Below are 23,573 nucleotides of genomic sequence, written 5' to 3' on the forward strand. Positions count from 1 at the left end.
GCACGGGCTGTCCAGTCCCCGGTCGCCGGGCAGCTACTGCCCGGCGACCGGAGCTCGGCCTTCCCCCTCCGGAGGGGTCAGCTCTCGCTGTCGTCGGTCCAGTTCTCTTCGCTGTCGGGGATCCGTCCGAACGGAGGGGGCGGACGCATGCCGTCGAAGCGGCCTCCCCTCGGACCCAATAGCTGCGGGCGTTCGGTGCGGGTGTTGCCGGAGGGCGGGTAGACCTGCAGGTGTCTGAGGAACTGCTGGGTGGCCGCCTCCACCACCTGCGGCAGGATCTGGCCGAGCGTCTCCATGTTGGCCACGCCGTTTGCGGCGGCCCGGGAGGCGGCCCGGCCCTGGCTCATCTTGACCGGCATCGTCTCTTCGAGCCGGTGGGCCAACTCGTTCTCCTTCGCGCGGCTCTGGTGGTCGTAGCGGTTCCACGGCACGACCACGTTGACCCACGGCCGGGACTCCTGGTCCAAAGCGGCGAGGCGCTGCCTGCGGTCCTCACTCTCCATCGCCCATCGGTCGACGATCAGGATCTCGGGCTCGGTCGGGGGCCGCTTGGGGTCGAAGTGCTCGGCCTCGTCGTCGAAGGAGCTGATCGTCACCTGGTAGTTGAGGTTCCTGACCATGTCCTCGGCCACATGGGCGACGGGTCGCTGTGAGACCGGGTGGTACGGGTTCCAGTCCAGGGCGCTGTCCCCGTAGTACTCGGGGCTGCGGCCCGCCGGCAGGTCGTGCCGGGTGGGTGCGGCGACGACGATGCGGAGCGAACGGGAAGTTCCCTGCCGGGCGGCGCCGAAGGCACTCGGCACTGTCCGGTAGTCCAGCGGACGCACCGGATCGAGCCTGGCGGTCTCGGCGACGCGGACGATCCGCCTGGCGAGCTCGTACACGGCTCTTTCGTACTGCTCGGCGTAGCCCCGCAGTTTGATCAGGCCGTACAGCCCGTCGGTGACGTACCGCTCTCCGAAGGCCTGGTGGTTGAACTGCAACCGCTCGGCCGGGCCCGGCAGTTGCTCGGGTGGAACCGGCACCCACAGGGCCGGCACGATGGCCTCGGCCGACCGGGCGCTCGCGGCCCCCTGATGGATGGCCCGCTGGGCGAAGGCGAACCACTCCTTCCCGCACATCTCGCTGGCGAAGTAGCGCGGCGAGAAGAGCGGGACGAAGGTGCGGCAGGTGGCGAGCGCCGAGCCGAGCCGTTCCGACCAGCCCTCACCACTGCGAATCTCCCGGTCCATGAAGCCCGCGTCGGCTCCCGCCGGCAGATCGGTGAGCGCCATGACATGGCTGCAGAGATCGCGGAAGAGCCGCTCCACCCACATGTCGGGATCGGGTCCTCCCGGCCCGAACCTCGGGGTGTGCGCATAGCTCAAGAAGAAGTACGGCGCGTCCCCTCGGCTGCTCCGGTGGTAGTCGAGGCTGCTCGGTCGCGGAGCGGTCGCGGCGGGAGGAACGGGGGCGGCCGGGCGCGGCGCGGGGGTCGCCGGGCGGGGTGCGGGCCGGATGTCGGGCCGTCGTTCGACGAGACGCTCCGCGTAGTGGGGCAGGCGCTCGCGCAGCAGGCGTACGTCGCGCACGCCGAGCGACGATCGGATGTGCTCGCGGACACCGTCGCGGAAGCGCAGCGTGGTCGTTTCACCGGCGGTGACGCGGAGCAGCCCGCCCACGAGGACCTCGGCGATGTCGGACGTACTGGCTCCCGGCTCGAAGGTCCTTGCCATCTCCTGGAGTTGTGGGAGATCGAGCTCCTCGTAGGCCGCGCACAAGACCGTCAGCCGTGCTGCTTTGGGGGATGCCATCAGCAGGCAGGCATCGGTCAAGGAATCCGCTGCGTAAGGGAATTCGTCCGGTGGGGATGGATTCCAGACCGAGGGGCCCGGCACCAGCAGGGCGTCGCAGCCCCCGGCCGACTGCGCTGTGAGCGTCCGCGCCCAGTGGCCCAGGGCATGGCTGGTCAGGGACATCACCGGCAGGGGGAGCCACGAGGGTGCGCCCGGTGCACCCGGCCGCCCGCCTGGTCCGCCCGGTCCGCTGTCCGGCAAGGCGTTCAGGAGGGGCGGAGGCCGGAAGGGGAGGTCGGCGTTGCTCGTCGCCGGCAACAGGGGCGGCGTGACCCGTACCGCGGGGAGATCGAGCCCTACGTGGCGCCAGAGTTTCGGAGGGAGCGGGTTGATCAGCGCGGTGGGGAACCGGTCCAGGAGCGCGTGCAGCTCCTGCCACCACGCCGGACCGCGCCACACGGGGGAGGCGCAGTCCGAGACCAGGATCAGCAGCCGGTTCGCATCCGTGCCGGCCGTGCCGGCCGGGCCGGCCGCGTCCAGGACTCCCGAGCCCGCTGCCGAGGGGAGGTCGCTGATCTGGACGCTGCGAAACACCCCGACCCCGATCAGGGCCCGGGCGAACGCGTCGAGATCGTCGTGCCACACCGCCATGGTCGGCGACCGGTCGATCAGGATCTCGGCGTGGATCCCGGGCCGCGTCATGTCGCCTCCGGGCCCGTGCTGTTGGAAGGGCCTCAAGGCATCGGCCATCCGGGTCGCGGTGTCGGCGAGAGCGGCTCGGCCGGTCATACGGTCTCCGTGCTCGTGCTCGTACTCGTGCTCATGCCCGACACCCTGAACCGGTTGCAGAACGTCAGCCATTCCTGGTTGTCCCAGACCAGCCGTAGCACGGCGATGTCCTTGGCCGAGCCGCCGCTCCACTCGCACCGGTAGGTGTCCAGGAGGCTGTCGGGCAGAGTGCGCCAGTGCTCGTCCAGCTGTTCCCGCAGGGGCGGTGCGAAGTCGTCGGCGCCGTGCGGCCACATCAGTACGGGTGTGTAGGCGAGCAGCAGGTCCAGCAGACCATCCGTGTCCGCGGTGGGGCGGTGGACGAGTCCGATGGCGCCCGCGCCGTACTGCCCTCGGGCAAGGCGGGCGCCCAATGCCTTCGGATCGGCCGTCTCCTGCGCCGACAGCCAGTCCAGCGGCGCGGACGCGGCGGTGTGGCCGGCGATGGCCGTCCAACGGGCACTGACCGCCGCCTCGGTGAGCCTCAGCAGTCGGGACGGCGCCAGGCGCTCGCTCCAGTGCATGACCACATCGTGGTGGACCCCGAGCAGCAGGGCGGATCCGGATTCCTCAGGGCGCCAGGTGGCCAGCAAGGCACTGGGAGCCGCCACGTGGATGCGAATCAGGGGAAGTTGAAGCTTCTCGGCCTCGGTGCGGGCCCACAGCACGGCGCTCTCGAGCGCGCCCTCCACGCTCTCGCGGTCGATGGGCCGCTCCGTCTCCGGAAGGCAGCTGAACGTGCTGCGTTCGAAGATCTCGCCGTCCAGGAGAAGCCAGGTTTCCAGCGATTCCGGCCAGGCCCCCGCCACCGACGCGTGGAGGCTCGTGACCAAGGACAGCCGCTGCTCGGCGTGTTGCCGCCGGGCGTACTCGACGGCGTCGTTGAGCTCCTGCCGGGCCTTGATCTCCTCGGCCCATTTGCCCAGTTCGGGATCCTGATCGCTCCGGCCGGCCGCACGGGCGAGGAGGAGTACGAACCGCGTGACCCACGACCGGCAGTCCTTGTAGGCGACGGGATGATCGAAGACCAGGTAGTCGAGTACGGCCACATCGCTGTCGCACGCTGCGGCAGGACCTGCGGGAAGCCGTCGCTCGCCCGCGAGCAGGGAGCTGAGCGCGCGGCGGATGCCCGGGGTCGTCAGGTCCGAGCCGACCCACGCGCGCAGGAACTCCACCGTGCGGACCGCCACGTACAGATTGTCCGCGGCCTCCATCGCCCGGTCCCAGACGCTGTCCGGCTCCGCCGGCCGCCCTTCCTCCAGCCTGCGCAGGAGGGCCCGTACGGCCTCTGTCCCGTGTGTCCTCGGAACGGGTTCGGGCGGGTTGAGCCCGCCCAGCGCGGAGGCGAGCTCCTCGGCCGCGAAGGGTCCGCTGAGGATGCCGGGCGACGAACCGCGGTACCGGAGGTTGCGGGCGATCCAGAGCGGTTTGCCGGCATGGGGGTCACCGTTGTGGTGCGTGTCGGTGACGTCCTGGCCCTTCACGCGCCTGCGCAGCTCTTGCGCGACACGGGTCACCGACAGGTCTCCCTCGTCCACGGGGACGCCGGAGCGCAGCAGCGCGGTGAGTTCCCTGGAGAGCGTCAGGTCGTACGCGGGCTGGCTCGTGGAGGACGCCATGAGGAGCGACATGCGCGTGCGGCCGTTGCGGCTGCCGGCCGTCAGCTGGGCCGCCGCCGGCAGCGCCCCCGCCGCGTGGCAGGTGTCCACGATGCCGATCAGCCCGGCCACACCGTGGTGGTCCACGGCCATGGTGACCAGGGCACTCACGTCCACGGCTCCCCGGCGCACCTCCTCGGCCGAGTCGGCCGCCATCAGATGGAGCGTTCCGGTCTGACCGACGACGAAGCCGTGCCCGAGCATGGCGAGTACCAGTACCGCGTTGCGCTCGGCGGCGTGCTCGACCGCCCGCTCCACCAGACCCCGGACGCGCTCGCTGGTCAGTCCGTCCCCGACGAAGAGCGACCCGCCATCGGGAAGGCCGGGGGAACAGCCGCCCAGCGCGGCGTCCCTGAGCACCTTGTCGAGCTCGTACGCGGCCGGTTCGAGGGAGCCCAGCCGCGGCATGGACGCGCAGTGCGGTGCGACGACCAGCACGTGTCTGCGGGAGTCCGGCTCGACCATCACCGCGTCCCCGCCGCGCTGTCGCGCAGCGCCGCGGCGATGGGCCCCGCCACCGCCGGCTGGGCGAGGTACTTCTGCGCCGGGTGCACCCACACGCCGTCGGAGTCCACGCGTCGGCTCACGGGGACCACCCCGGCCGCGTTGGGCGCCACGTCCGCTTCCAGACGCGGCCGTACGGCGATCAGGTCGTCGCGGTCCCAGAAGTTCAGCCAGCTCCGCACCCCGGCGGGCGTCGCCGGCGGGCGGGGCCTCAGGTGCGGCCAGACGGCCGCACGCATGGAGATGGGGGAGCCGAGCGTGACGAACAGCGGTACCTCCCCGGTGAATTCGTGCAGCGCTTCCATCGCCACGACCGTTCCGAGGGAGTGCGCGACGACCACGCTCGGGCCGTCCCCGAGCGCGTCGCACACCCTCGCTCTGATCCGCTCGTCCAGGCTCCCGCCCGCCGACTCCCGCTCACCGCGGGCGAGATACCGGGCCACCTGGGCCAGGTCGCGCACCATGAGCTTGGGGGCGACCCACGTCCCGACGGAGCGCCACGGCCTCAGCTCCAGCAGCGTGGTGGCCACGTCAAGTGCCTTGCGCAGGATCTCACCGCTGCCCTGCTGCCCGCCCTGTCGCGCCGTCTGGGCCTGGGCGTGCTCCAGGATGCGCAACTCGGCGCGCCTGCGCTCGGGATCGGTCTCCTGCCCGTTCTCCGCGACCAGCGACGCCACCACATCACCGAGCAGCCCGGCAAGGATCTCCGCCTCCGGCCCGCTCGGACTCCACGCGCCCTCACCCTGCGCCCGGGGGTCGGCGAAGAGGTCCCCGTAGTAGACGAACGACGTGCCGCCCGAGACATCCGCCAACAGCCGCTCCGCTCGGTCGCCATGACCGGCGGCACGCATCCCGTCCGCCAGGCCGGCGGACCATTGCCCGAGCTCCCCAGCGGGGTCGCGGGGGCCGCCGATGCCGTGAACGAACACCACACGTGCAGCCATCGCAACCTCCCCGTTGCCGCGACCACTCCGACCGTCACGACGTCACGCAGCCAATGCCCTTTTATCACAGGAGACTTGATGCGTGTCGTCTGAACGAAATACCCATCGGCTGGAGTAAGGTTCCCGGGCCGACTCGGTCGGACCACACGACACCACACCGAGGACAGGCCTTGACCCCGTACTCCCTGGCGTTCTACCTGGACGTCGTCACCACCGGCACCGTGCTCGGCCTGGGCTCCACGGACTCACCCGACCGCGTCACCGAGGTCCTCGGGGAGGACTTCGGTGAGAACGCGTTCGACCAGGGCATGTGCCGTGACTACGGCCTCGCCGAGTTCTACTGGGACCGGGCTTCCGTCGACCACCCCTGGTCGGGCCACCACTTCACCCTGAAGGTGTACCGGCTCGCGTACCGGGACCGCACCCTCGTCGACGGCGTGTTCCGCGCCCGGTACGGACGGTTCACGCCCAGGCTCCGGTTCGAGAAGCTGCGACGCCTTCTGGAACGGCGTGGGGTCCCCTTGCTGGAGATCCCGGAAATCCCGGCGAACGCCCCGTACTTCCGTACTTTCTGGCAGCCCGATTCCCACGTGGCCGTCTCCGTCATCGGCACCTACGGCGAGTACAGCACGCCGGACAATCTCCGCGTCGGCGACGTCTACGGCATCCAGGCCCCGATGGCTCCCGAGGAAGTGGAGTGGCGGAGGGCGCGGGTCGGATAGCTCGCGGGCGGGTCGAGAACGGTCTCGCGAGGGCCGCCGGCCCGCGTACCCAGGCGAGTTGAGTACGACGACTCATGCCGGGCCGGCCGTCCCCCGCCACTCTGGGGACACGAAGTGCGCACACACCGGAGGTCCCGTGATCAGCCACATCGCCGCCACCCTGGCCCCGGTGTTCGGCCGGATGACCGTCACGGCGGACGCGGCGGGCCCGATCGTGGGCGGGACCATCCTGGTCGCCAACCACACCAGCCTGGCCGACCCGGTCGTCGTGGTCGCCGCGCTGCGCCGCCTCGGAGTCGACCCGGTGGTCATGGCCGCGGCCGGGCTGTGGCGGGTCCCGGTGCTCGGGGGCGCGCTCGCCCGCGAAGGGCACATCCCGGTCCGCCGGGGCACGGCCCGCGCGGCGGAGGCCCTCGATGCCGCCGCCGAGGCCCTGGCGGCGGGGCGGTGCGTGCTGATGTACGGGGAGGGCGGGATCCCCGTGCGCCGGGACTCGGGGGAGGCCGCGCCTCTGCCCTTCCGCAGCGGCCTGGCCCGCCTCGCCCGGACCACGGGCGCGCCCGTCCGCCCGATCGGCCAGGCGGGCGCCCGCCGCATCAGCTCCGGGACGGCGGCCAAGCAGATCGCCGGAGTCCTGACGGCCCCGGCCCGCCGCCCGCGCGTCCACGTCCACGTCGGCGCGGCCGTCTCCCTGCCGGAGCACGTCGCGGACGCGACGGCCGTGGCCCACGGCGCGGTCACCTCGGCCTGGCGCACCGCGGTGACCAGCCTCGCCGCGTGAAACGGTCAGAGCCAGACGCCGTCGCCCAGGACGGCGTCGGCGTGCCGGACGTTGTCCGTGCTGCCGTCCGCCTCCCCGTCGGCGAAGTCCTGTCCCCAGCCGCTCCGCATCGCGACGATGGCGCCGTTGGGCCAGCAGCCGTGGCAAGTCCCCAACGGGGCACGGGACTCGGCGGGAGCGGCGGCCGGGGCCGCCTGCGCGGACAGGCCCATGAGGGCGGCGGAGAAGGCGAGCGCGATGGCCGTGCGGGCGAAGGGGGTCGTCGTCATACGGGGATACTCGCAGGCCGCGAGCCTGGAAGACATGGTTCAGCGCACGGGAGTGGCGACGAGCGCTCGGTTGGCGTCGCCAGTCCCATCGAGGGTGACGGTCCCGCGCGGTCGTCAGGCGCGAGCGTCGGCCGACACGGAGGCCGTGGTGGCGACAGCGAGCGCCGCCGTGTACCCGGGTGGGGCCGGCAGGTCGGTCAAGGTCCAGCCGGGGACCGCGGCCGGGGTCCGTGCGGAACTGACGTACGGCTCGGCCAGACCGCGCGCCAGGCCCACACCGGTGGCCTTGAGGCAGGCCTCCTTGCGGGACCACACCCGGCCCGTCGCTGCCGGCCGGTCCGCCTCCGGGAGCGCGGTCAGCTCCGCGGTCTCCGCCGGGTGCAGGGCGGCCAGTACGTCGGCCACCGCGGCCGGGGTCGAAATCGCCTGCACGTCTACGCCGACCGGCACCCCCGCGAAGGCGAAGTAGGCCATGTCGTCGCTGTGCGAGAGGGAGAAGTGCGGGGCGGCGCCGTCCACGGCGGGCCGGCCGTGCGGGCCGCCACAGCACGGGCACGTGTCGCGGACCAGCACCACGTCCGCCGGCGCCAGCCCGAGGTAGCCGCCGAGCAGCACCCGAAGCCCCACGTGCGAGGCCAGGTAGCGCCGCCGGTCGCCCTCCCGCAGCAGCCGGCCGGCCCGGTCCCGCTCGGCGGCGTCGAGCATCGGCAGGGCCTCGGCGACCGGGTACCCGCCGACGACGTCCGAAGTGGCGGCCAGGGCCCACACCGCCACATCCGAGTCCGCGGACAGCGCGCCGATCCGCGGCGCGCTGCTGCCGAGCCGGTTCACGTACGTACCCACGTCGATGAGGGTAGACGAGCCGGATGGCCCCGACCCCGTGCGGCCGGCGCGGGCGTACTGCATGCGGCGTATCCGGTGGCTTGACGGCACAGCACGGACCGACCTGTGCGCCCCACCCGTCCTTGCGGAATGCGCTCACCGGCTTCACCCGGACCGCAACCGAATCTGCCGACCGACACCGCATCACGTTCATCGCACGTGCACACCTTGCCGCACGGGCAGCGAGGGAGTACCTGTACGGCGTAGCCCGCATCCGCCGCGGCGCGGCTCGACCTGCGCACCGTGACCGTCGCGGATCCGGTGTGGCACCACCACGTAGGGGAGCGAGGCCGCCTTCGGCTCCGGGTCACGTGTCACGCCAACGCGGGGGTGAAGCCGCCCATTCGTCGGCCAGGGGAGGACGCATCATGCCTATGCCACGGCGGAATCAGGCCTGGATCTGGACAGGACGAATTCTCGCCGCACTCGTCCTTGCCGCGCTCGCCGCGTACCTCGTCACCAGCGGACTGGACAAGGCGGACAAAGTCAGCAGCGCCATCAGTCTGTTGATCGCCTTGGCTGCTCTGCTCGCTCCGTACCTGCTGCCTACTCGGGCACCGTCCCAGCCTCAGTCGCCTCACCTGCCTCAGCCTCAGCCGCCCCAGTCGGTCGAGCAAGCAGGTAACGGCGTGACCAACGTGAGCCGGTCCCAGGGGGTGCAGATCAACCAGCAGGGCGGCGGCACCCAGAACAACACCTTCGGCGGACCCTCATGACGGGCGTGTCCGGCCACGGCAACCGCACAGGGGATGCCGCCGGCGGCCAAGGGGTACAGATCAACCACGGGAGCGGCAACACCCAGAACACCACTATCTACAACACTGCTTCACCGTCGCTCGTGCCGGCGATGCACCAGCTGCCACGCGCGCTCGCCGACTTCACTGGTCGGACGGCGCCGCTGAACGAGCTGGAACAGTTCTTCGGACGCGGCCACGGCCACGGCCACGGAATCGAAGATGCTCCTCCGATCCTTCTCGTATACGGGATGGGCGGCGTGGGGAAGACGACTCTTGCCGTACATCTGGCCCACAGGATCAAATCCGCATTCCCGGACGCGCAGTTGATGGTTGCTCTCGGCGGGAGCGACATCGCCACCACGACTTCGAATGCGGCCCTTGACCATCTCATGAGGTCCTTGGGCCTCGACCCGAGCAGGGCGCCCCAGGACTTCGATGGGAAGGTCGCCCTCTACCGATCGCTTCTGGTTGATCGCAGGGCACTCATCGTGCTCGACGATGCAAGCCGTGCCGAGCAAGTCGAGCCGCTTTTGCCGGCGAGTGCGGCTTGCGCAGCAATCATTACCAGCCGATCGGCCTTGCCCGGTCTCGATGGGGTTGAGCGGTACCCCTTGCCGGTGCTTTTGGAAGACGAAGGGATCGGCCTGCTCGCCCGCTTGGTGGGCGATCGTGTGCACAGAGATCTCGATGCATCACGTCGAGTCGTCGATCTGTGTGCCGGGCTGCCCTTGGCATTGCGCATCGCAGGTGCTTCCATGACGACACCGGCCAGGGTTCAGCTACCCATCTCGTCGTTGCTCCAACAGCTCAAAGGTGAAGATCGTCGTCTGGATCGGCTGACAGACGGGCGAAGGGCCGTACGCGCAACATTTGCTGCGAGTCACAGGGCTCTGTCTCCGGAGGCGTCCAGGGTTTTCGGATTACTCGGATTGTTGAGGATTCCCGTGCTCTGCCTCGGAATGATTGCCGAACTCAGCGGTGGAGGGCGAGATGAGGTGGAGAGCTCTCTGGCGGAGTTGGTGGACGCTCAGCTTCTCCAAGTTGTCGGCGATCGATATAAATTGCATGATCTCGTTCGTCTCCTTGCCGTCGAATGCAGCGAAGGAGTCGAAACCGATGAGCGTTCCGTCTCGCTTCGGCGCGCCTTCGATTGGTATCTGGGTCAAACCAGAACCATGGGCGCGCGTCTGTACCCAGGGCGAGCCGACCTCTGCGAGGAGGCCGGCGGTTGGGCTCAAGCGAGGTTCGCGGACTTGGAGGGCGAGGCAACCGGCTGGGAGTCGCCGGTGCGGCTTGCGACACGCTGGTTCGAGGCCGAGCAGCAGTCGCTGGTCGCCGTCGTGAAGCAATGTTATGCCTCCGGGCTGGACGAAACATGTTGGAGACTCACCGAAAGCCTCGTCCCGTTCTTCGAGCTCCAGTCGCTATGGAGCGAGTGGAGGGAAACCCACTCGATCGCCTTCATGGCTGTAGCTCGGTCCGGCGATTCCAGAGCGGAGGCGAGGTCCCTGAGGAATCTCGCTTTGTTGGAGCATGTGCAGGGGCATTGGGATAAGGCGATCTCGGCGTTCGAGCGGTGCATTCTTATTTTTCGGGGCTCGAATGACGTACACGAGACGGCGGTTACTCTTGCGCGCCTAGGAAAGACGCACAGGGATAGGGGCGGCTGGGATTCGGCATTGAACTCCTACGACGTGGCACTGCCGATTCTCCGAGAGTATGGGGATCGCTGGTGGGAGGCCTCAGTCCTTTCCGGTATGGGGGACATAGCGATGGACCGGAGCCGATGGAAAGAGGGGGCGAGGTGCGCCAATCTTGCCCTTTCGATCTTTCGTGAACTGGGTGATCGCAGATCCGAGGGTTTCGCTTTGGTGAGTCTCGGGATCATGAACAGATACCGGGGACTGCCCGGTGAAGCGATCTCATGCTTCGAATCCGGCATCTCCATACTGCGAGACGCTGGTGACAAGTGGTGGGAGATGACGGCAAACGTCAGTCTCGGCATGGCCTATTGTCAGCAAGGCCGCCTCGATCATGCGCATCGGGTGTTCGATGATTGTCTTGGCTTTTTTGAAGCGTTGCACGCAAGTTGGTGGCAGGCCTTGACGATACTCGGCATCGGTGACGTGCATTTGGGTCGTGGGCAATGGGATGATGCCATGTCATGCTTTGACGAATCGCTGCCGATATTCGAGCGTTTCGGTGACCAGTGGTGGGTAGCGGTGACGATGGTCAGTGCAGGTCGATGCCATATGGGCGCGGAGCGTCCGCAGGAAGCGATCGACGTGCTGGCCGGAAGTGTCGATATATTCGATCGGATTGATGCTGAATGGTGGCGTGCGGTATCTCTGTGCGAACTCTCCAAGGTGCACGCCGCGCAGGGTAGTACGAGGCTGGCGGTAAGTCATTTGCGAGAAGCTGTCGGCATATTCAGGGATTACGAAGACCACCTGCGTGAGGAGGCGGGCGAGCAAAGTCTCGCAAGCCTCCTGAGGGCCGCAGATGATTGACGGGCCGCGGGACCGGCTCGCCTCGCGACCGGGGTGGCTCAGGCCTAGGCTGGTCTTGTTGCCTGAGGTCCTCGGACGACAGGAGAGCATGCCGTGAAGTCAACCCACATCCGGCTGCGCCGGGCCTGCGTGGCCGCAGCCGCCGTAGGTGTGCTCGTCGCCCCGGCGGTCGCGGGCTCCGCGTACGGAGCGGGCGCTCCGGCACTCTCCGCTCCCGCCGCCCCCTCCCCGGACACCGACACGGAGTTCCCGCAGCTCACCCCGGCCGTCGCGGCGCAACTGGACGAGGCCGTGCGCCAGGTCATGAGTGAGACGAAGGTGCCGGGTGTGACCGTGGGGCTGTGGGCCCCCGGTAAGGGGAGTTACCTGAAGTCCTTCGGCGTGGCGGACAAGGCGACGGGTGCTCCCATGGAGGCGGGGCTCCACGTGCGCATCGGCAGCGAGACCAAGACGTTCACGGTGACCGCCCTCCTCCAGCAGGTGGACAAGGGGAAGATCGGTCTGGACGACCCCATCGGCAAGTACATCTCAGGCGTTCCGAACGGGGACCGCATCACCCTGCGCCAATTGGCGGGCATGCGCAGCGGGCTCTTCAACTTCAGCTTGGACGAGGACTTCATCAAGAAGCTCCAAGCCGATCCGGAACAGTCCTTCGCGCCACAGCAGTTGCTCGACTACTCCTTCGAGCACCCGGTGCAGTTCGAGCCGGGAGCGGAGTTCGACTACTCCAACACCAACCTGATCCTGCTCGGCCTGGTGGTGGAGAAGGTCACCGGCCGGCCGCTCCACGAGGTCATCAAGCAGGACGTCCTGGAGCCGGCCGGGCTCCGGAGCACCATCTTCCCCACGAGTGCGGACATGTTGGATCCGTACGCACACGGCTACACCGACCAGACAGCCTCGGGCAAGACCGAGGACTCGACCCACTGGAACCCCTCCTGGGCCTGGGCTGCCGGCGCGATGATCTCCGACCTACAGGACTTGCGCAGCTGGGCCCGCACCCTCGCCACCGGCACACTGCTGACGCCCGCGACCCAGGCCGAGCGCCTGAAGACCACCCCGATGGACATCCCCGGTGACGGCTACGGGCTGGGCATCTTCAACATTCAGGGCTGGATCGGCCACAACGGCTCGATCCCCGGCTACGAGGTCCTGCCCGTCCACCTCCCCGAGGCGCAGGCGACGATGGTCATCGTCCTCAACACCGACAGCCAGACCGACGGCCAGGAGCCCAGCACGCTCTTCGGCGAGGCGGTCACCAGCATCGTGACCCCCGATCACGTATACCCCGGCCGCAAGCCGCTGGCACCCACAAGCGACTGACGGCCGCAGGGTGGACGCGGGCTCGTCGGAACGCCCTACGGCAGGCGGGAGCCGGGCCGCGACCGCATTTCGGTCGCGGCCCGGCGGATGTCCTCGGACCGCTCGGCGTCGTCGAGCAGCCCGAGGAGCACCATCAGCGCACGGGCCTCGTCGTTGCTGACCAGCTTCAGGCGCGGTTCGGTCACTCCGTCGAGGAGTACGTCCAGCAGTTCCCCGGTCTCGTCCTCGTCCATACCGGGAACAACGCTGGAGGAGCCCGCATGTCACCCCGGCTGACACGGATCCGCGGATCCCCCCTCAGGACGTCGTCAGGATGACGAGTTGCCGGGTCGCGCGGGTCATCGCGACGTAGCGGTCGACGGCTCCTTCGATGCCCTCGCCGAACGTCTCCGGGTCGATGAGGACGACCAGGTCGAACTCGAGCCCCTTCGTCAGTTCCGGCGTCAGCGACCGGACGCGGGATGTCGTCCGGAACCTGCCGTCGTCGATGTCACCCGTGCCGATGACACAGGCGATTCCCTCGGCGTGTGCAGCGAGCCAGGTGTCCAGGATCGAGTCCAGATCCGCCACCGATCCGTGGACGACGGGGATGCCGTTGCTGCGGATGGAGGTCGGCACGTTGGCGTCCGGGAGCGCCGCGCGGATGACCAGCTCGGCTTCCGCCATCACCTCTTCCGGCGTACGGTAGTTGATGCTCAGGGAAGCCACGTCGATCCGGTCGAGCCCGACCCGCTCGAGCCGTTCCCGCCACGACTCCGTGAACCCGTGCCGGGCCTGGGCGCGGTCACCGACGATGGTGAAGCTCCGGGACGGGCAGCGGAGCAGCAGCATCTGCCACTCGGCGTCGGTCAGCTCCTGCGCCTCGTCCACGATGACGTGCGCGAACGGTCCGGCGAGCAGATCCGGTTCGGTTCCGGGCAGCGCGCTCTCGTCGATCAGGGTGTCCTGCATGTCGCGGCCGCGCAGCATCCCCACCGCGCCTTCGCTCTCGTCGATCAGGACGTTCTGCAGCATGCCGTCGATGGCGTCGGCCCTGCGCGCGCGTTCGGCGGCGACGGAGGCCTCGTTGCGGCGCTTGCGCAGTGACGCCTCCGCGTCGCCGAGCCGCTGGCGTGCCGCGTCCAGGAGCGGCAGGTCGGACACCGTCCAGGCCTGGGCGTCCTCGCGCTGCAGGGTGCGGACCTCGTCGGGGCCGAGCCAGGGAGCGCACTTGCGCAGGTACGCGGGTACCGACCACAGGTCTCCGACGAGGTCACCGGCTTCGAGCATCGGCCACGCACCGTTGAGGGTGGCGATCAGTTCCCGGTCCTGCAGCAAGGACCTCCGGAGCAGCTCGGGCGAGACCTCGCTGTCGTCCTTGTCCATCAGGATCGTGAGCAGTTCCTCCCGGATCTGGTCACGCGCCTCGTTGTGCGGAGTGCCCGGTTCCACCGCTTCGAACGCAGCCGCCCAATCGTCGGCGCTCAGCCAGATGTCGGACCAGTGGCTCGAGACCGTCATCCCCTTGGTGGGCGGCTCCTCGTAGATGGCGACGGCCGCCTCGATCGCCTTCACCAGGTCCGCGGACGACTTCAGCAGGGCCACGTCCGGGTCGGGCTCGATCGCTGCCACGGCTCCCTCGGTGACGAGATCGCGCAAGGTGCAGGTCTGCACGCCCTCCTCGCCGAGGCTGGGCAGGACATCGGCGACGTAGGCCAAGTAGGGCTGGTGCGGACCGACGAACAGCACGCCGCCGCGACGGTGGCCGAGACGGGGGTCGGAGTAGAGGAGGTGGGCGGCGCGGTGCAGGGCGACGACGGTCTTGCCCGTACCCGGGCCGCCGTCGACGACGAGTGCGCCCCGGGATCCCGCCCGGATGACGGCGTCCTGGTCGGACTGGATGGTGGCGAGCACGTCGCGCATCCGGGCCGACCGGTTGCCGCCCAGGCTGGCGATGAAGGCGGACTGGTCGTCGAGAGCGGCGTGCCCGTCGAGTCCGTCGCTGGTGAACACCTCGTCCCAGTAGTCGCTGATCCGGCCGCGGTTCCAGCGGTACCTGCGGCGGCTCGCCAGACCCATCGGGTTGGCGTGGGTCGCGGCGAAGAACGGCTCGGCCGCGGGGGAGCGCCAGTCGAGCAGCAGTCGGCGCCCCTCGCTGTCGGTGAGGCCGAGGCGTCCGATGTACACGGGCTCGGAGCTGTCCGCAGGGACGGTGTGGCCCAGGCACAGGTCCAGACCGAAGCGACGCAAGGTGCGCAGGCGACCGGTCAGACGGTGGATCTCGATGTCCCGGTCCATCGCCTCCCGGCCGATGCCGCCGGGCGCCTTGCGCGCGGCCTCGAGGCGGTCGGACAGTTCGGCGATCGTCTGCTCGAGGCTCTCCGATATGGCCGCGAAGTGCCGATCGTCGGCGTCGATCAGCGCCGGGTCGGCCTTGGGGGAGAGGTGGTCGGGAAGGTCGAAGGCGCTGGTGGTCAAGGGGTTCATGTCATCAGCCCCGATCCGAGGTCGCTGACGCCACGGCCGGCGGCGCGCACACCCGCCGCGTCCCGGTGCCGAGTGCTCGTACCCGCGATGCGCTTCCCCCCACTGACTCGACGTCACCGCACGACCCATGAACCGACAACAGCACACGCACTTCGTGAATCTCCCATTTCTGCAGCTTCTGGCTTCGGTCCGCGATTCTGCCCGACGGCCGGGGCCTTGCCGCAAGCCCCCCAGTGCGTTATAAATTGAGAGTGGCAAGGAGTGGGTATTCCTTTTTGCCTTCCTCGTCCGCTCTGGACGGACAAGCCCTTCCGCGCATCGGCGACGCACCGCGTACAGCGATTTCGCCGGCCTCACGAGCACGCCTGCTGCGACTGTCCGTCAGGACAGCGGCAGCCTCCATTCCGCGGTTTGACGTGCGTGGGTACGGATACTCACCGCGGCCGGGCGGGCCCGCCGGGTTCACAGGCCGGCGGTCCGCCGCGGATGGGCGCGGCGCTGCTGGGAGAGGTCGACGGGGTGCGACAGCGGGAGCCGCTGCCTACGCGCAGGAAGCGCACAGCCCGCGGTAGGTGACCTCGACCCCGGACACCGTGAAGCCGAACCGTTCCCCGTCCGGGAGGTCGGCCAGCGGGTCACCGCTCGGGTGGACGTCGCGGATCAGGCCGCAGCCGGAACAGACCAAGTGCTGGTGCGGGTGGTGGGCGTTGGGATCGTAGCGTTTCGCCCGGCCGTCGGAGGTGACCTCCAAGACCTCGCCGAGGGAGACCATTTCGCCCAGGGCGTTGTAGACCGTGGCCCGGGAGATCTCCGGCAGCCGCTCCACCGCGCGGGCGTGCACCTCGTCGGCCGTGAGGTGCACGTGGTCGCCGTCGAGCACCTGCGCGACGACGCGCCTCTGCGATGTCATCCGCCAGCCGCGCCCTCGCAGCCGTTCCAGCAGGTCACTCATATCGGCTCAACCTTTCAGGTTCGGTGGGACATCGCGGAACTACCGACGGACGTCCGGGATCCGACTGGATGTGGCCTTGGTGTCTTTCTTGACTTGGATTCTGTCCATCGTAGGATCGGATTCGTTGACAGCCAAGGGACAGGAAGACTCCAGAGCAGCGGGAGACTGGATGTGACCGACCTCGGCGCCGGTAAGTCCCGCCAAGCCGGGGCCCGTTACCCGGGCCCCGCGCCCAGAATGTTCCACCGCATGCAGTTCCTGATCACCGAGGCCGCCTGGTCCGGTCCGGAAGGATTCCCATGTCTGAGAACCATGATGCAATCGTCGTAGACGCGAAGGCGGAGGGCGCGGGGGGTTGCCCGGTCGCGCACGAGCGCGCCCCGCACCCGACCCAGGGCGGCGGAAACCGCCAGTGGTGGCCCGAGCGGCTCAACCTGAAGATCCTTGCCAAGAACCCCGCCGTGGCCAACCCCCTCGGCCAGGACTTCGACTACGCCGAGGCGTTCAAAACGCTCGACCTCCCGGCGGTCAAACAGGACATCGCGCAGATACTGACCACCTCGCAGGACTGGTGGCCCGCCGACTTCGGCCACTACGGCCCGTTCATGATCCGCATGGCCTGGCACAGCGCGGGCACCTACCGGATCAGCGACGGCCGCGGTGGCGCCGGGGCCGGCCAGCAGCGCTTCGCGCCCCTCAACAGCTGGCCGGACAACGGCAACCTCGACAAGGCCCGCCGCCTGCTGTGGCCGGTGAAGAAGAAGTACGGCCAGAGCCTCTCGTGGGCCGACCTCATGATCCTCACCGGCAACGTCGCCCTGGAGCAGATGGGCTTCGAGACCTTCGGCTTCGGCGGCGGCCGCGCGGACGTCTGGGAGCCCGACGAGGACGTCTACTGGGGCCCCGAGACCACCTGGCTCGACGACGAGCGCTACACCGGCGAACGTGAGCTGGAGAGCCCCCTCGGCGCCGTCCAGATGGGCCTCATCTACGTCAACCCCGAGGGCCCGAACGGCACTCCGGACCCGATCGCCGCCGCTCGCGACATCCGCGAGACGTTCCGCCGGATGGCGATGAACGACGAGGAGACCGTCGCCCTGATCGCGGGCGGCCACACCTTCGGCAAGACCCACGGCGCGGGCCCGGCGGAAAGCGTCGGCGACGACCCCGAGGCCGCCCCGATCGAGGCGCAGGGCCTCGGCTGGGCCAACTCCTTCGGCACCGGCAAGGGCGGTGACGCGATCACCAGTGGGCTCGAGGGAATCTGGACGAACACCCCGACCGAGTGGGACAACACCTTCTTCGACATCCTGTTCGGCTACGAGTGGGAGCTGTTCAAGAGCCCCGCCGGCGCCCACCAGTGGCGGCCGAAGGACGGCGCCGGTGCGGGCACCGTGCCCGACGCCCACGACGCGTCGAAGAGCCACGCCCCGACGATGCTCACGACCGACCTCTCGCTGCGCTTCGACCCGGCCTACGAGCAGATCTCGCGGCGTTTCCACGAGAACCCCGCCGACTTCGCGGACGCCTTCGCCCGCGCGTGGTTCAAGCTGACCCACCGCGACATGGGTCCCGCGGTGCGCTACCTCGGCCCCGAGGTCCCGGCCGAGACGCTGCTGTGGCAGGACCCCCTGCCCGCGGTGACCCACGAGCTCGTCGACGCCGCGGACGTGGCCTCCCTCAAGAGGGAGATCCTCGGCCAGGGCCTGTCGGCGTCCCAGCTCGTGTCCACGGCGTGGGCGTCGGCCTCGTCCTTCCGCGGCAGCGACAAGCGCGGCGGTGCCAACGGCGCGCGCATCCGCCTCCAGCCGCAGATCGGCTGGGAGGTCAACGAGCCCGACGAGCTGGCGACGGTGCTGCGGTCCCTGGAGGGCGTCCGGGAGTCCTTCAACTCGGCCCGCGCCGGCGGCAAGCAGATCTCGCTGGCCGACCTGGTGGTACTGGCCGGCGCCGCGGGCGTCGAGCAGGCCGCGAAGGACGCCGGCTTCGACGTGGAGGTCCCCTTCACACCGGGCCGTGTGGACGCCTCGCAGGAGCAGACCGACGCGGAGTCGTTCGCCGCGCTCGAGCCGACCGCCGACGGCTTCCGCAACTACCTCGGCAAGGGCAACCGCCTGCCGGCCGAGTACCTGCTGCTCGACAAGGCGAACCTGCTGAACCTGAGCGCCCCCGAGATGACGGTCCTCGTCGGCGGCCTGCGCGTCCTGGGCGCGAACCACCAGCAGTCGCAGCTCGGCGTCCTCACCACGACCCCCGGGTCCCTGACCAACGACTTCTTCGTCAACCTGCTCGACCTGGGCACGACGTGGAAGGCGACGTCCGAGGACGCGAACACCTTCGAGGCCCGCGACTGCGCCACCGGCGAGGTCAAGTGGACCGGCAGCCGCGCCGACCTCGTCTTCGGGTCGAACTCGGAGCTGCGCGCGCTCGCCGAGGTCTACGCGAGCGACGACGCGAAGGGGAAGTTCGTCAAGGACTTCGTCGCCGCCTGGGACAAGGTGATGAACCTGGACCGGTTCGACCTCGTCTGATCACGCAGTCCGGGCCGGCCGACACCGGCCGGCCCGGACGGCCGTAGGCGTTTCCCGTGTGGCGGTTCTTCGTGGTCTTCGTGTTCTTCGTGTATATCGGACACGTGAACGACGAAGGCCGGCTCGCTCTGGAACTCCTGCACCGACTCGACCGGCTGCCGGGCCCGCGGCACATGGAGTTCCCCGACGGATTCGACAATCAACGGGCCAAGGACCGGGCCACAGCCCTGTCCGAGCGTCTGGAGCGCGATTTCGGAAGTCCTTGCCCTGTCGGCGGCATGCAGGACGCCGCTGCCTACTTCACCGTCAGTGTCCCGCCGGAGGTGACGGAAGCCCGGTGGCCCATCCGAGTCTGGTTGAGCAACCACGGCGATCTCGCCTCGATCTCTCCGCCCTCCGGTTTCCCCGACCGCGTGTCCGCCGGCCTCACCGAAGGCACCGTCGCCGAGGCGGACGGCCTCCGCCTGGAAGCAGCGCTGTCCGACTTGGAGTACGTACGCGTCCCGCACCACCTCTTGAAGCGTGACTACGACGGCGCCCACACCGACTGGGCATGGGTGGGCAACCCCAATTGGTGGATCCGCTTCTTCTACCACCTCTGAACCCGGGTCCTGCATACTTGCGACTCGGACCCCTCTCCCCCTTGAGAAGAAGTACCTGTGGACGCCAGGATCAACCGGATCCGAACCAAGCTCTCCATGCTCCCGGACGCGGAGAAGGCCGTACTCGGCCCCGTGCTGACCGAGGCGCAGATCTCGGAATTCGAGGACACGCACGGTGTCCGGCTGCCCGAGGAATTCCGCCGCTTCCTCACCCGGATCGGGCACGGCGGATACGGTCCCACCTACGGGCTGCTGCCGATGGAGAAGTGGACCGGACAGCCCGGCACGGCACGGCTCGCCGAACCCTTCCCGATCGTCCCCGACCTGGACGTCCCCACCGGCCCGGATGACCGGGGAGACCTCACGGGCTCGTTCCCCGGCACCATCGAGGTCGTCTACCGGGGCTGCAGCGACTCCACGCTGCTCGTCGTCACAGGCCCCGGGCGCGGGCGCCTGGTCGAGGCCAACGGCGAGGGGTTCTTCGCTCCCCGCTTCCACGCCGACCCCGATTTCCTTTCCTGGTACGAGCGGTGGCTCGACTTCGTACTGACCGGACACCACAACCTCAACTGGTTCGCCGACCAGATGGCCGGCAGCGAGGTCCAGCTCGTGGCCACACTCCTCGGCGACGAACTTCCGGCCAGGCGGCGAGCCGCCGCCTACACGTTCATCACCCACCCGGAGCCGAGCGTCGACCTGCCCGGGCGACTGCTGCGGGCGCTGACCACGGAGCCCCACCCGGCTGTCCGCGAAACGATCCTCCGCGCCCTGGCCGCCCAGGGAGAACACGGCCGGGACCTGCTCACCCGCGCCCTCACCGATCCGGTCCCCGGCGTCCGCGCCCTCGCGGCCATCCTGATGACGACGCGCACGCCGCAGGCGTGGCACCTCCCGCCCCGGCTACGGGAGGTGCTCGGCCGACACCTGGCGAACGAGACGGACGACTCGGTACGCGACGCCATTTCACGGACACTCGATCTGACGTGAGGCTCCGCCCGGGCCTCGACCCGTGTCCGACCCGGGGCCGGGGCCGGGAGTCGCAGGCGCCGCGCCGACGCACGGGCTACGCTGCGGCGATGCGGATCCGCCCTTCTTACATGGATGCGCTGACGGCCGTCGCGCAGACCGGTGTCGCCGTACTGCTGGGCCGGGAGGCCGTACAGCAGGGCTGGCCGGAGCTCGACCTCGCGGGATTCCTCCTGGTGGGGCTGGTCAACGTGCCGGGCGCCGTCCGGACGAAGGCGCCCGTCGCGGTCTGCCTCTTCGTGCAGCTGGCGTGGTTCGTGTACGTCACCGCCGGCTACTGGCCCGTGGTGAACTGCCTCGGTCCCATGCTCACCGTGTACACGGTGGCCGCCCTCTGCCCGCCTCGGACCTCGCTCGCGTGCGCCGCGCTGATGAGCGCCATCTGGATCTACGGCGGACTCCTGGGGCACGGGCCCGGCGGCGGCTCCATGGCCGCCGTCGTCGCCCAGGCCGTCGTCTTCCCGGCGCTGCTGTGGCGGTTCGGGCTGGTCGCCCGGCGCGCGGCCGATCTGGCCCGGCAACTGCGCCTGGAGCGGGACGAACGGGCCCGACGGGAGGTCGCCGAGGAACGCGGCCGGATAGCAAGGGAATTGCACGACATCGTGGCCCATCACATGTCCGTCATCTCGGTGCAGGCGGGTCTGGCCCGCTTCGTCTTCTCCTCCGCGCCCGCCACCGCGACGGCAGCCCTGCGCACCATCGAGGACACCAGCTCCGAAGCACTCGACGAACTGCGCCGGATGCTGAGCCTGTTGCGGGCCGGCGAGCCCGAGGACCGGGCGGGTGGAGCGGAGGCGACCGGGCCCGGCTGGGCCGGGACGGGGGACCGTGACGCGCCGATGCCGGGACTGTCCCGGCTGGCGGAGATGGCCGAGCGGGTCCGGGCGGTCGGGGTGCCGGTCGAGCTGCGGGTCACGGGGGAACCGAGGGCGCTGGCCCCGGGGGTGGAGCTGTGCGCCTACCGGGTGGTCCAGGAGGCCCTCACCAACGTGCTCAAGCACGCCCGGCACGCCAGCGTGACCGTCGAACTCGACTACCGGCCCTCGCACATCGGCGTCACGGTCACCGACGACGGCGCGGGAGGGGGAGGAGGACCGGAAGGGGACGTGGCCAAAGTGCCGCCGGGGGGCGGGCACGGGCTGATCGGCATGCGCGAGCGGGCCAGGCTCTACGGGGGAACCATCGGCATCGGCCCCCGCAGCGAGGGCGGGTACGCCGTGTGCCTCACTCTGCCGACTTCCGCACGGACCGTACCGCGGGGGGACGATCGACCGGAATGACCGCCCCGCCCCACGCGGGGGTACGGGGCGCCGACGTACTCCGGCGGCGCCGGCCGGGAAACGGGAGGCGAGTACTCCGGTGCCGACGGGACATTTTCCCGCGTATGACGGTGCCGACTTGTCGACGGCCCTTTCCTGTACGGCGGAGCAGTTGCGAAGGGCCGTGGTCCACGCCGACGCCAAGCTGCCCCCCGGCATCGCCGTCGACCCCGGTGCGGCCGACTGATCGGCACGCCGGGCAGTGCGCAGACCCCTCGCCCGTGGGACTGGACGGGGGAATGACCGGCGCCGGGCGGGCGCGGGGTGGTGTCGGGGCGGGGGAGTCGCTGCGGGTGAGGTGAGGATCGGGGCATGGGCTTCGTACCGCCGGTCCTCTTCGCGCTGTTCGCGGCGCTCAGCAACGCGCTCGCGACGGTCCTCCAGCGGCGGGCGGCGCTCACCGTGCCGCAGAGCGACGGCTTCCGGTTCGGACTCGTCCTCGACCTGATGCGGCGGCCGCTGTGGATCGGCGGGATCCTGGCGGTGATCGCGGCAGGCGTCGGACAGGCCGCCGCGCTCGCCACGGGCGCGCTGGCCCTCGTACAGCCCTTGTTCGTAATGGAGTTGCCGCTCGCGCTGCTGATCGCCTCGCTCGTGGCGCGCAGCCGACTGCCCGGCGCGCTCTGGCTCGCGGTGGTGGGAGTGGTGGCCGGGCTCGGGATCGTACTGGTGGCCGCCTCGCCGGCCGGGAACCGTACGCACGTCCCGCTCGACCGGTGGGTCCTGGCACTGGCGGCCTGCGCGGCGGCGGTGGCCGTACTGGCCGCGGTCGGACTGCGACGGCCGCCCGGCCGGATGCGGGCCGGATGTCTCGGCGCGGCCACCGCCGTCTGCTACGCGCTCACGGCCGCTCTGATGAAGTCGGCCATGCACGTACTCGACGAGGAGGGCATCGGCGGATTCCTGAGGACGTGGGAGACGTACGCCTTCGCCGCGAGCGGCATCTGCGCCCTGCTGCTCCTCGAACACGCCATGCAGGGGGGCCCGCTGGTCGCCTCGCAGCCCGCGCTGACCCTCGGCGACGCGGGCGTGAGCGTCGCGCTGGGGGTGCTGCTGTACGAGGAACACCTGCGGACGCACTGGTGGTTGGTCCCCCAGCTGCTCGGCCTGGTCCTGATCGGCGCCGGAGTACTCGCCCTGGCGCGCGGCGGCGAGGGGGCCGAGCCCGGCGCGCCGTGAGCGCCGCGTGGACGACCCGGTGGTTTCGCCGGCGCCGTTCTACGGGTGGTAGAGCGCTCGGGCACGCGCGGAGTCGACCGGCCCGTCCTGGGGCAGGTGCAGGAAGTGGTCCAGCTGCCATGCCTGCGCACTGCCTGCCTGGCGGTTGGTGGTGGCCACCCACGGCGGGTAGACGCGGAAGGCGCGCTTCCCGCCGGCGTCGTTCGCCGAGACGACACCGTGCCGGCGGAGCGCGTCCATGGGGAAGACGAACTGGCCGAAGCGGTGCTGGTCGCGGCTGCTGATGACGAAGAGGTCGACGGCGTCCGCGGTGTCGAAGGGCTGGATGGGTCCGGTCGCGGACCTCTTCCATACGGTGACGAACTGTCCGGCCTTCGCCGGGGTCGTCCTGGCCGCGCGGAACCGGACGGAGAGGCCGTCAAGGGTGAAGGTGTGGGCGGCGTACTCGGCGCTCTCCGCCTCGGGGACCGGCTGCGAACAGCTGAACCCGCAGGGGTCGTAGACGAGCGCCTTCGCCGCCAGGAGATCGCTGTGGACCGGGGCGGTATCCGACCAGGGTGTGGGGCCGGCGGGGTGGAGGCCGGTCGCGTGCTCGTCCTTCGTCGTCATTGGTTCACCCTGTCAC

19 protein-coding genes are annotated in these 23,573 nt (G+C 69.9%); 10 read left to right on the top strand and 9 right to left on the bottom strand.

Going from position 1 to position 23,573, the window contains the following annotated elements; translation table 11 throughout:
- Positions 1 to 77: 77 nt before the first annotated feature.
- Genes J7F03_RS42425 through J7F03_RS27815 form a run of 3 tightly spaced genes read right to left on the bottom strand, consistent with a single transcriptional unit; the run spans position 78 to position 5,649 of the window.
- Positions 78 to 2,564 carry a TIR-like protein FxsC gene (locus J7F03_RS42425; RefSeq protein WP_308379993.1) on the bottom strand — a complete coding sequence of 829 codons (2,487 nt, stop codon included), beginning with the start codon at positions 2,562 to 2,564 and terminating at the stop codon, positions 78 to 80.
- Positions 2,561 to 4,666 (bottom strand): hypothetical protein, encoded by a 2,106-nt coding sequence (locus J7F03_RS27810; RefSeq protein WP_214954191.1) that lies wholly within the window; start codon positions 4,664 to 4,666, stop codon positions 2,561 to 2,563. The genes J7F03_RS42425 and J7F03_RS27810 overlap by 4 nt, the downstream gene beginning before the upstream one ends.
- The gene (locus J7F03_RS27815) at positions 4,666 to 5,649 is read right to left on the bottom strand and encodes an alpha/beta hydrolase (protein ID WP_214954193.1); all 984 of its coding nucleotides are present in this window, start codon (positions 5,647 to 5,649) and stop codon (positions 4,666 to 4,668) included. Before J7F03_RS27815 ends, J7F03_RS27810 begins: the two co-directional genes overlap by 1 nt.
- A gap of 170 nt (positions 5,650 to 5,819) precedes the next feature.
- Between J7F03_RS27815 and J7F03_RS27820 the strand changes: the two genes are divergently transcribed.
- Both J7F03_RS27820 and J7F03_RS27825 read left to right on the top strand, forming a co-directional pair.
- Entirely contained in the window at positions 5,820 to 6,371 is a 552-nt protein-coding gene (locus J7F03_RS27820; protein ID WP_214954195.1) for a hypothetical protein, read from the top strand.
- Between the two features lie 136 nt (positions 6,372 to 6,507).
- Positions 6,508 to 7,152: a 1-acyl-sn-glycerol-3-phosphate acyltransferase gene (locus J7F03_RS27825; protein WP_214954197.1), complete on the top strand. Its 645-nt coding sequence runs from the start codon at positions 6,508 to 6,510 to the stop codon at positions 7,150 to 7,152.
- Between the two features lie 5 nt (positions 7,153 to 7,157).
- Here the strand turns inward: J7F03_RS27825 and J7F03_RS27830 are convergent, their stop codons facing one another.
- Both J7F03_RS27830 and J7F03_RS27835 read right to left on the bottom strand, forming a co-directional pair.
- Positions 7,158 to 7,421, bottom strand: a complete 264-nt coding sequence (locus J7F03_RS27830; RefSeq protein ID WP_214954199.1) for a hypothetical protein — start codon at positions 7,419 to 7,421, stop codon at positions 7,158 to 7,160.
- 114 nt (positions 7,422 to 7,535) lie between these two features.
- Positions 7,536 to 8,264, bottom strand: a complete 729-nt coding sequence (locus J7F03_RS27835) for a 4'-phosphopantetheinyl transferase superfamily protein (RefSeq protein WP_308379994.1) — start codon at positions 8,262 to 8,264, stop codon at positions 7,536 to 7,538.
- Between the two features lie 407 nt (positions 8,265 to 8,671).
- Here J7F03_RS27835 and J7F03_RS27840 point away from each other — a divergent pair, with 407 nt between their 5' ends.
- From J7F03_RS27840 to J7F03_RS27850, 3 genes are all read left to right on the top strand, one after another.
- Positions 8,672 to 9,019: a hypothetical protein gene (locus J7F03_RS27840; RefSeq protein WP_214954203.1), complete on the top strand. Its 348-nt coding sequence runs from the start codon at positions 8,672 to 8,674 to the stop codon at positions 9,017 to 9,019.
- Entirely contained in the window at positions 9,016 to 11,550 is a 2,535-nt protein-coding gene (locus J7F03_RS27845) for a tetratricopeptide repeat protein (RefSeq protein ID WP_214954205.1), read from the top strand. Before J7F03_RS27840 ends, J7F03_RS27845 begins: the two co-directional genes overlap by 4 nt.
- 93 nt (positions 11,551 to 11,643) lie before the next feature.
- Positions 11,644 to 12,873 (top strand): serine hydrolase, encoded by a 1,230-nt coding sequence (locus J7F03_RS27850; protein ID WP_214954207.1) that lies wholly within the window; start codon positions 11,644 to 11,646, stop codon positions 12,871 to 12,873.
- A gap of 35 nt (positions 12,874 to 12,908) precedes the next feature.
- Here J7F03_RS27850 and J7F03_RS27855 read toward each other — a convergent pair whose 3' ends face one another.
- From J7F03_RS27855 to J7F03_RS27865, 3 genes are all read right to left on the bottom strand, one after another.
- Positions 12,909 to 13,106: a hypothetical protein gene (locus tag J7F03_RS27855; protein ID WP_214954209.1), complete on the bottom strand. Its 198-nt coding sequence runs from the start codon at positions 13,104 to 13,106 to the stop codon at positions 12,909 to 12,911.
- Positions 13,107 to 13,170: 64 nt separating this feature from the next.
- The gene (gene helR / locus J7F03_RS27860; protein WP_214954211.1) at positions 13,171 to 15,339 is read right to left on the bottom strand and encodes an RNA polymerase recycling motor ATPase HelR; all 2,169 of its coding nucleotides are present in this window, start codon (positions 15,337 to 15,339) and stop codon (positions 13,171 to 13,173) included.
- 541 nt (positions 15,340 to 15,880) lie between these two features.
- Positions 15,881 to 16,291, bottom strand: coding sequence for a Fur family transcriptional regulator (locus tag J7F03_RS27865; protein ID WP_214954213.1), 411 nt, complete (start codon positions 16,289 to 16,291; stop codon positions 15,881 to 15,883).
- 299 nt (positions 16,292 to 16,590) lie between these two features.
- Between J7F03_RS27865 and katG the strand changes: the two genes are divergently transcribed.
- The 5 genes from katG to J7F03_RS27890 all read left to right on the top strand — a co-directional run bounded on the left by katG (position 16,591) and on the right by J7F03_RS27890 (position 22,948).
- Positions 16,591 to 18,822 (top strand): catalase/peroxidase HPI, encoded by a 2,232-nt coding sequence (gene katG / locus J7F03_RS27870; RefSeq protein WP_214954215.1) that lies wholly within the window; start codon positions 16,591 to 16,593, stop codon positions 18,820 to 18,822.
- A gap of 104 nt (positions 18,823 to 18,926) precedes the next feature.
- Entirely contained in the window at positions 18,927 to 19,424 is a 498-nt protein-coding gene (locus tag J7F03_RS27875) for a hypothetical protein (RefSeq protein WP_214954217.1), read from the top strand.
- 57 nt (positions 19,425 to 19,481) lie between these two features.
- On the top strand, positions 19,482 to 20,411 hold the full coding sequence (locus J7F03_RS42430) for a HEAT repeat domain-containing protein (protein ID WP_214954219.1): 930 nt from the start codon (positions 19,482 to 19,484) through the stop codon (positions 20,409 to 20,411).
- 89 nt (positions 20,412 to 20,500) lie between these two features.
- Positions 20,501 to 21,730 carry a sensor histidine kinase gene (locus J7F03_RS27885; protein ID WP_214954222.1) on the top strand — a complete coding sequence of 410 codons (1,230 nt, stop codon included), beginning with the start codon at positions 20,501 to 20,503 and terminating at the stop codon, positions 21,728 to 21,730.
- A 351-nt stretch (positions 21,731 to 22,081) separates the two neighbouring features.
- Positions 22,082 to 22,948: a DMT family transporter gene (locus J7F03_RS27890; RefSeq protein WP_214954224.1), complete on the top strand. Its 867-nt coding sequence runs from the start codon at positions 22,082 to 22,084 to the stop codon at positions 22,946 to 22,948.
- Positions 22,949 to 22,987: 39 nt separating this feature from the next.
- Here J7F03_RS27890 and J7F03_RS27895 read toward each other — a convergent pair whose 3' ends face one another.
- Positions 22,988 to 23,557 (bottom strand): MepB family protein, encoded by a 570-nt coding sequence (locus tag J7F03_RS27895; protein WP_214954226.1) that lies wholly within the window; start codon positions 23,555 to 23,557, stop codon positions 22,988 to 22,990.
- Positions 23,558 to 23,573 lie beyond the last annotated feature (16 nt).

Origin of the sequence: Streptomyces sp. ISL-43, from assembly GCF_018614195.1 — a bacterium.
Classification (GTDB): Bacteria; Actinomycetota; Actinomycetes; order Streptomycetales; family Streptomycetaceae; genus Streptomyces.

Coding starts and splice junctions, on each gene's coding strand:
- J7F03_RS27865 (WP_214954213.1), bottom strand. CDS start 16,291: ATGAGTGACCTGCTGGAACGGCTGCGAGGGCGCGGCTGGCGGATGACA.
- J7F03_RS27890 (WP_214954224.1), top strand. CDS start 22,082: ATGGGCTTCGTACCGCCGGTCCTCTTCGCGCTGTTCGCGGCGCTCAGC.
- J7F03_RS27895 (WP_214954226.1), bottom strand. CDS start 23,557: ATGACGACGAAGGACGAGCACGCGACCGGCCTCCACCCCGCCGGCCCC.
- J7F03_RS42425 (WP_308379993.1), bottom strand. CDS start 2,564: ATGACCGGCCGAGCCGCTCTCGCCGACACCGCGACCCGGATGGCCGAT.
- J7F03_RS27885 (WP_214954222.1), top strand. CDS start 20,501: ATGCGGATCCGCCCTTCTTACATGGATGCGCTGACGGCCGTCGCGCAG.
- J7F03_RS27840 (WP_214954203.1), top strand. CDS start 8,672: ATGCCTATGCCACGGCGGAATCAGGCCTGGATCTGGACAGGACGAATT.
- J7F03_RS27810 (WP_214954191.1), bottom strand. CDS start 4,666: ATGGTCGAGCCGGACTCCCGCAGACACGTGCTGGTCGTCGCACCGCAC.
- J7F03_RS27830 (WP_214954199.1), bottom strand. CDS start 7,421: ATGACGACGACCCCCTTCGCCCGCACGGCCATCGCGCTCGCCTTCTCC.
- J7F03_RS27855 (WP_214954209.1), bottom strand. CDS start 13,106: ATGGACGAGGACGAGACCGGGGAACTGCTGGACGTACTCCTCGACGGA.
- J7F03_RS27845 (WP_214954205.1), top strand. CDS start 9,016: ATGACGGGCGTGTCCGGCCACGGCAACCGCACAGGGGATGCCGCCGGC.
- katG (WP_214954215.1), top strand. CDS start 16,591: ATGTCTGAGAACCATGATGCAATCGTCGTAGACGCGAAGGCGGAGGGC.
- helR (WP_214954211.1), bottom strand. CDS start 15,339: ATGAACCCCTTGACCACCAGCGCCTTCGACCTTCCCGACCACCTCTCC.
- J7F03_RS27815 (WP_214954193.1), bottom strand. CDS start 5,649: ATGGCTGCACGTGTGGTGTTCGTTCACGGCATCGGCGGCCCCCGCGAC.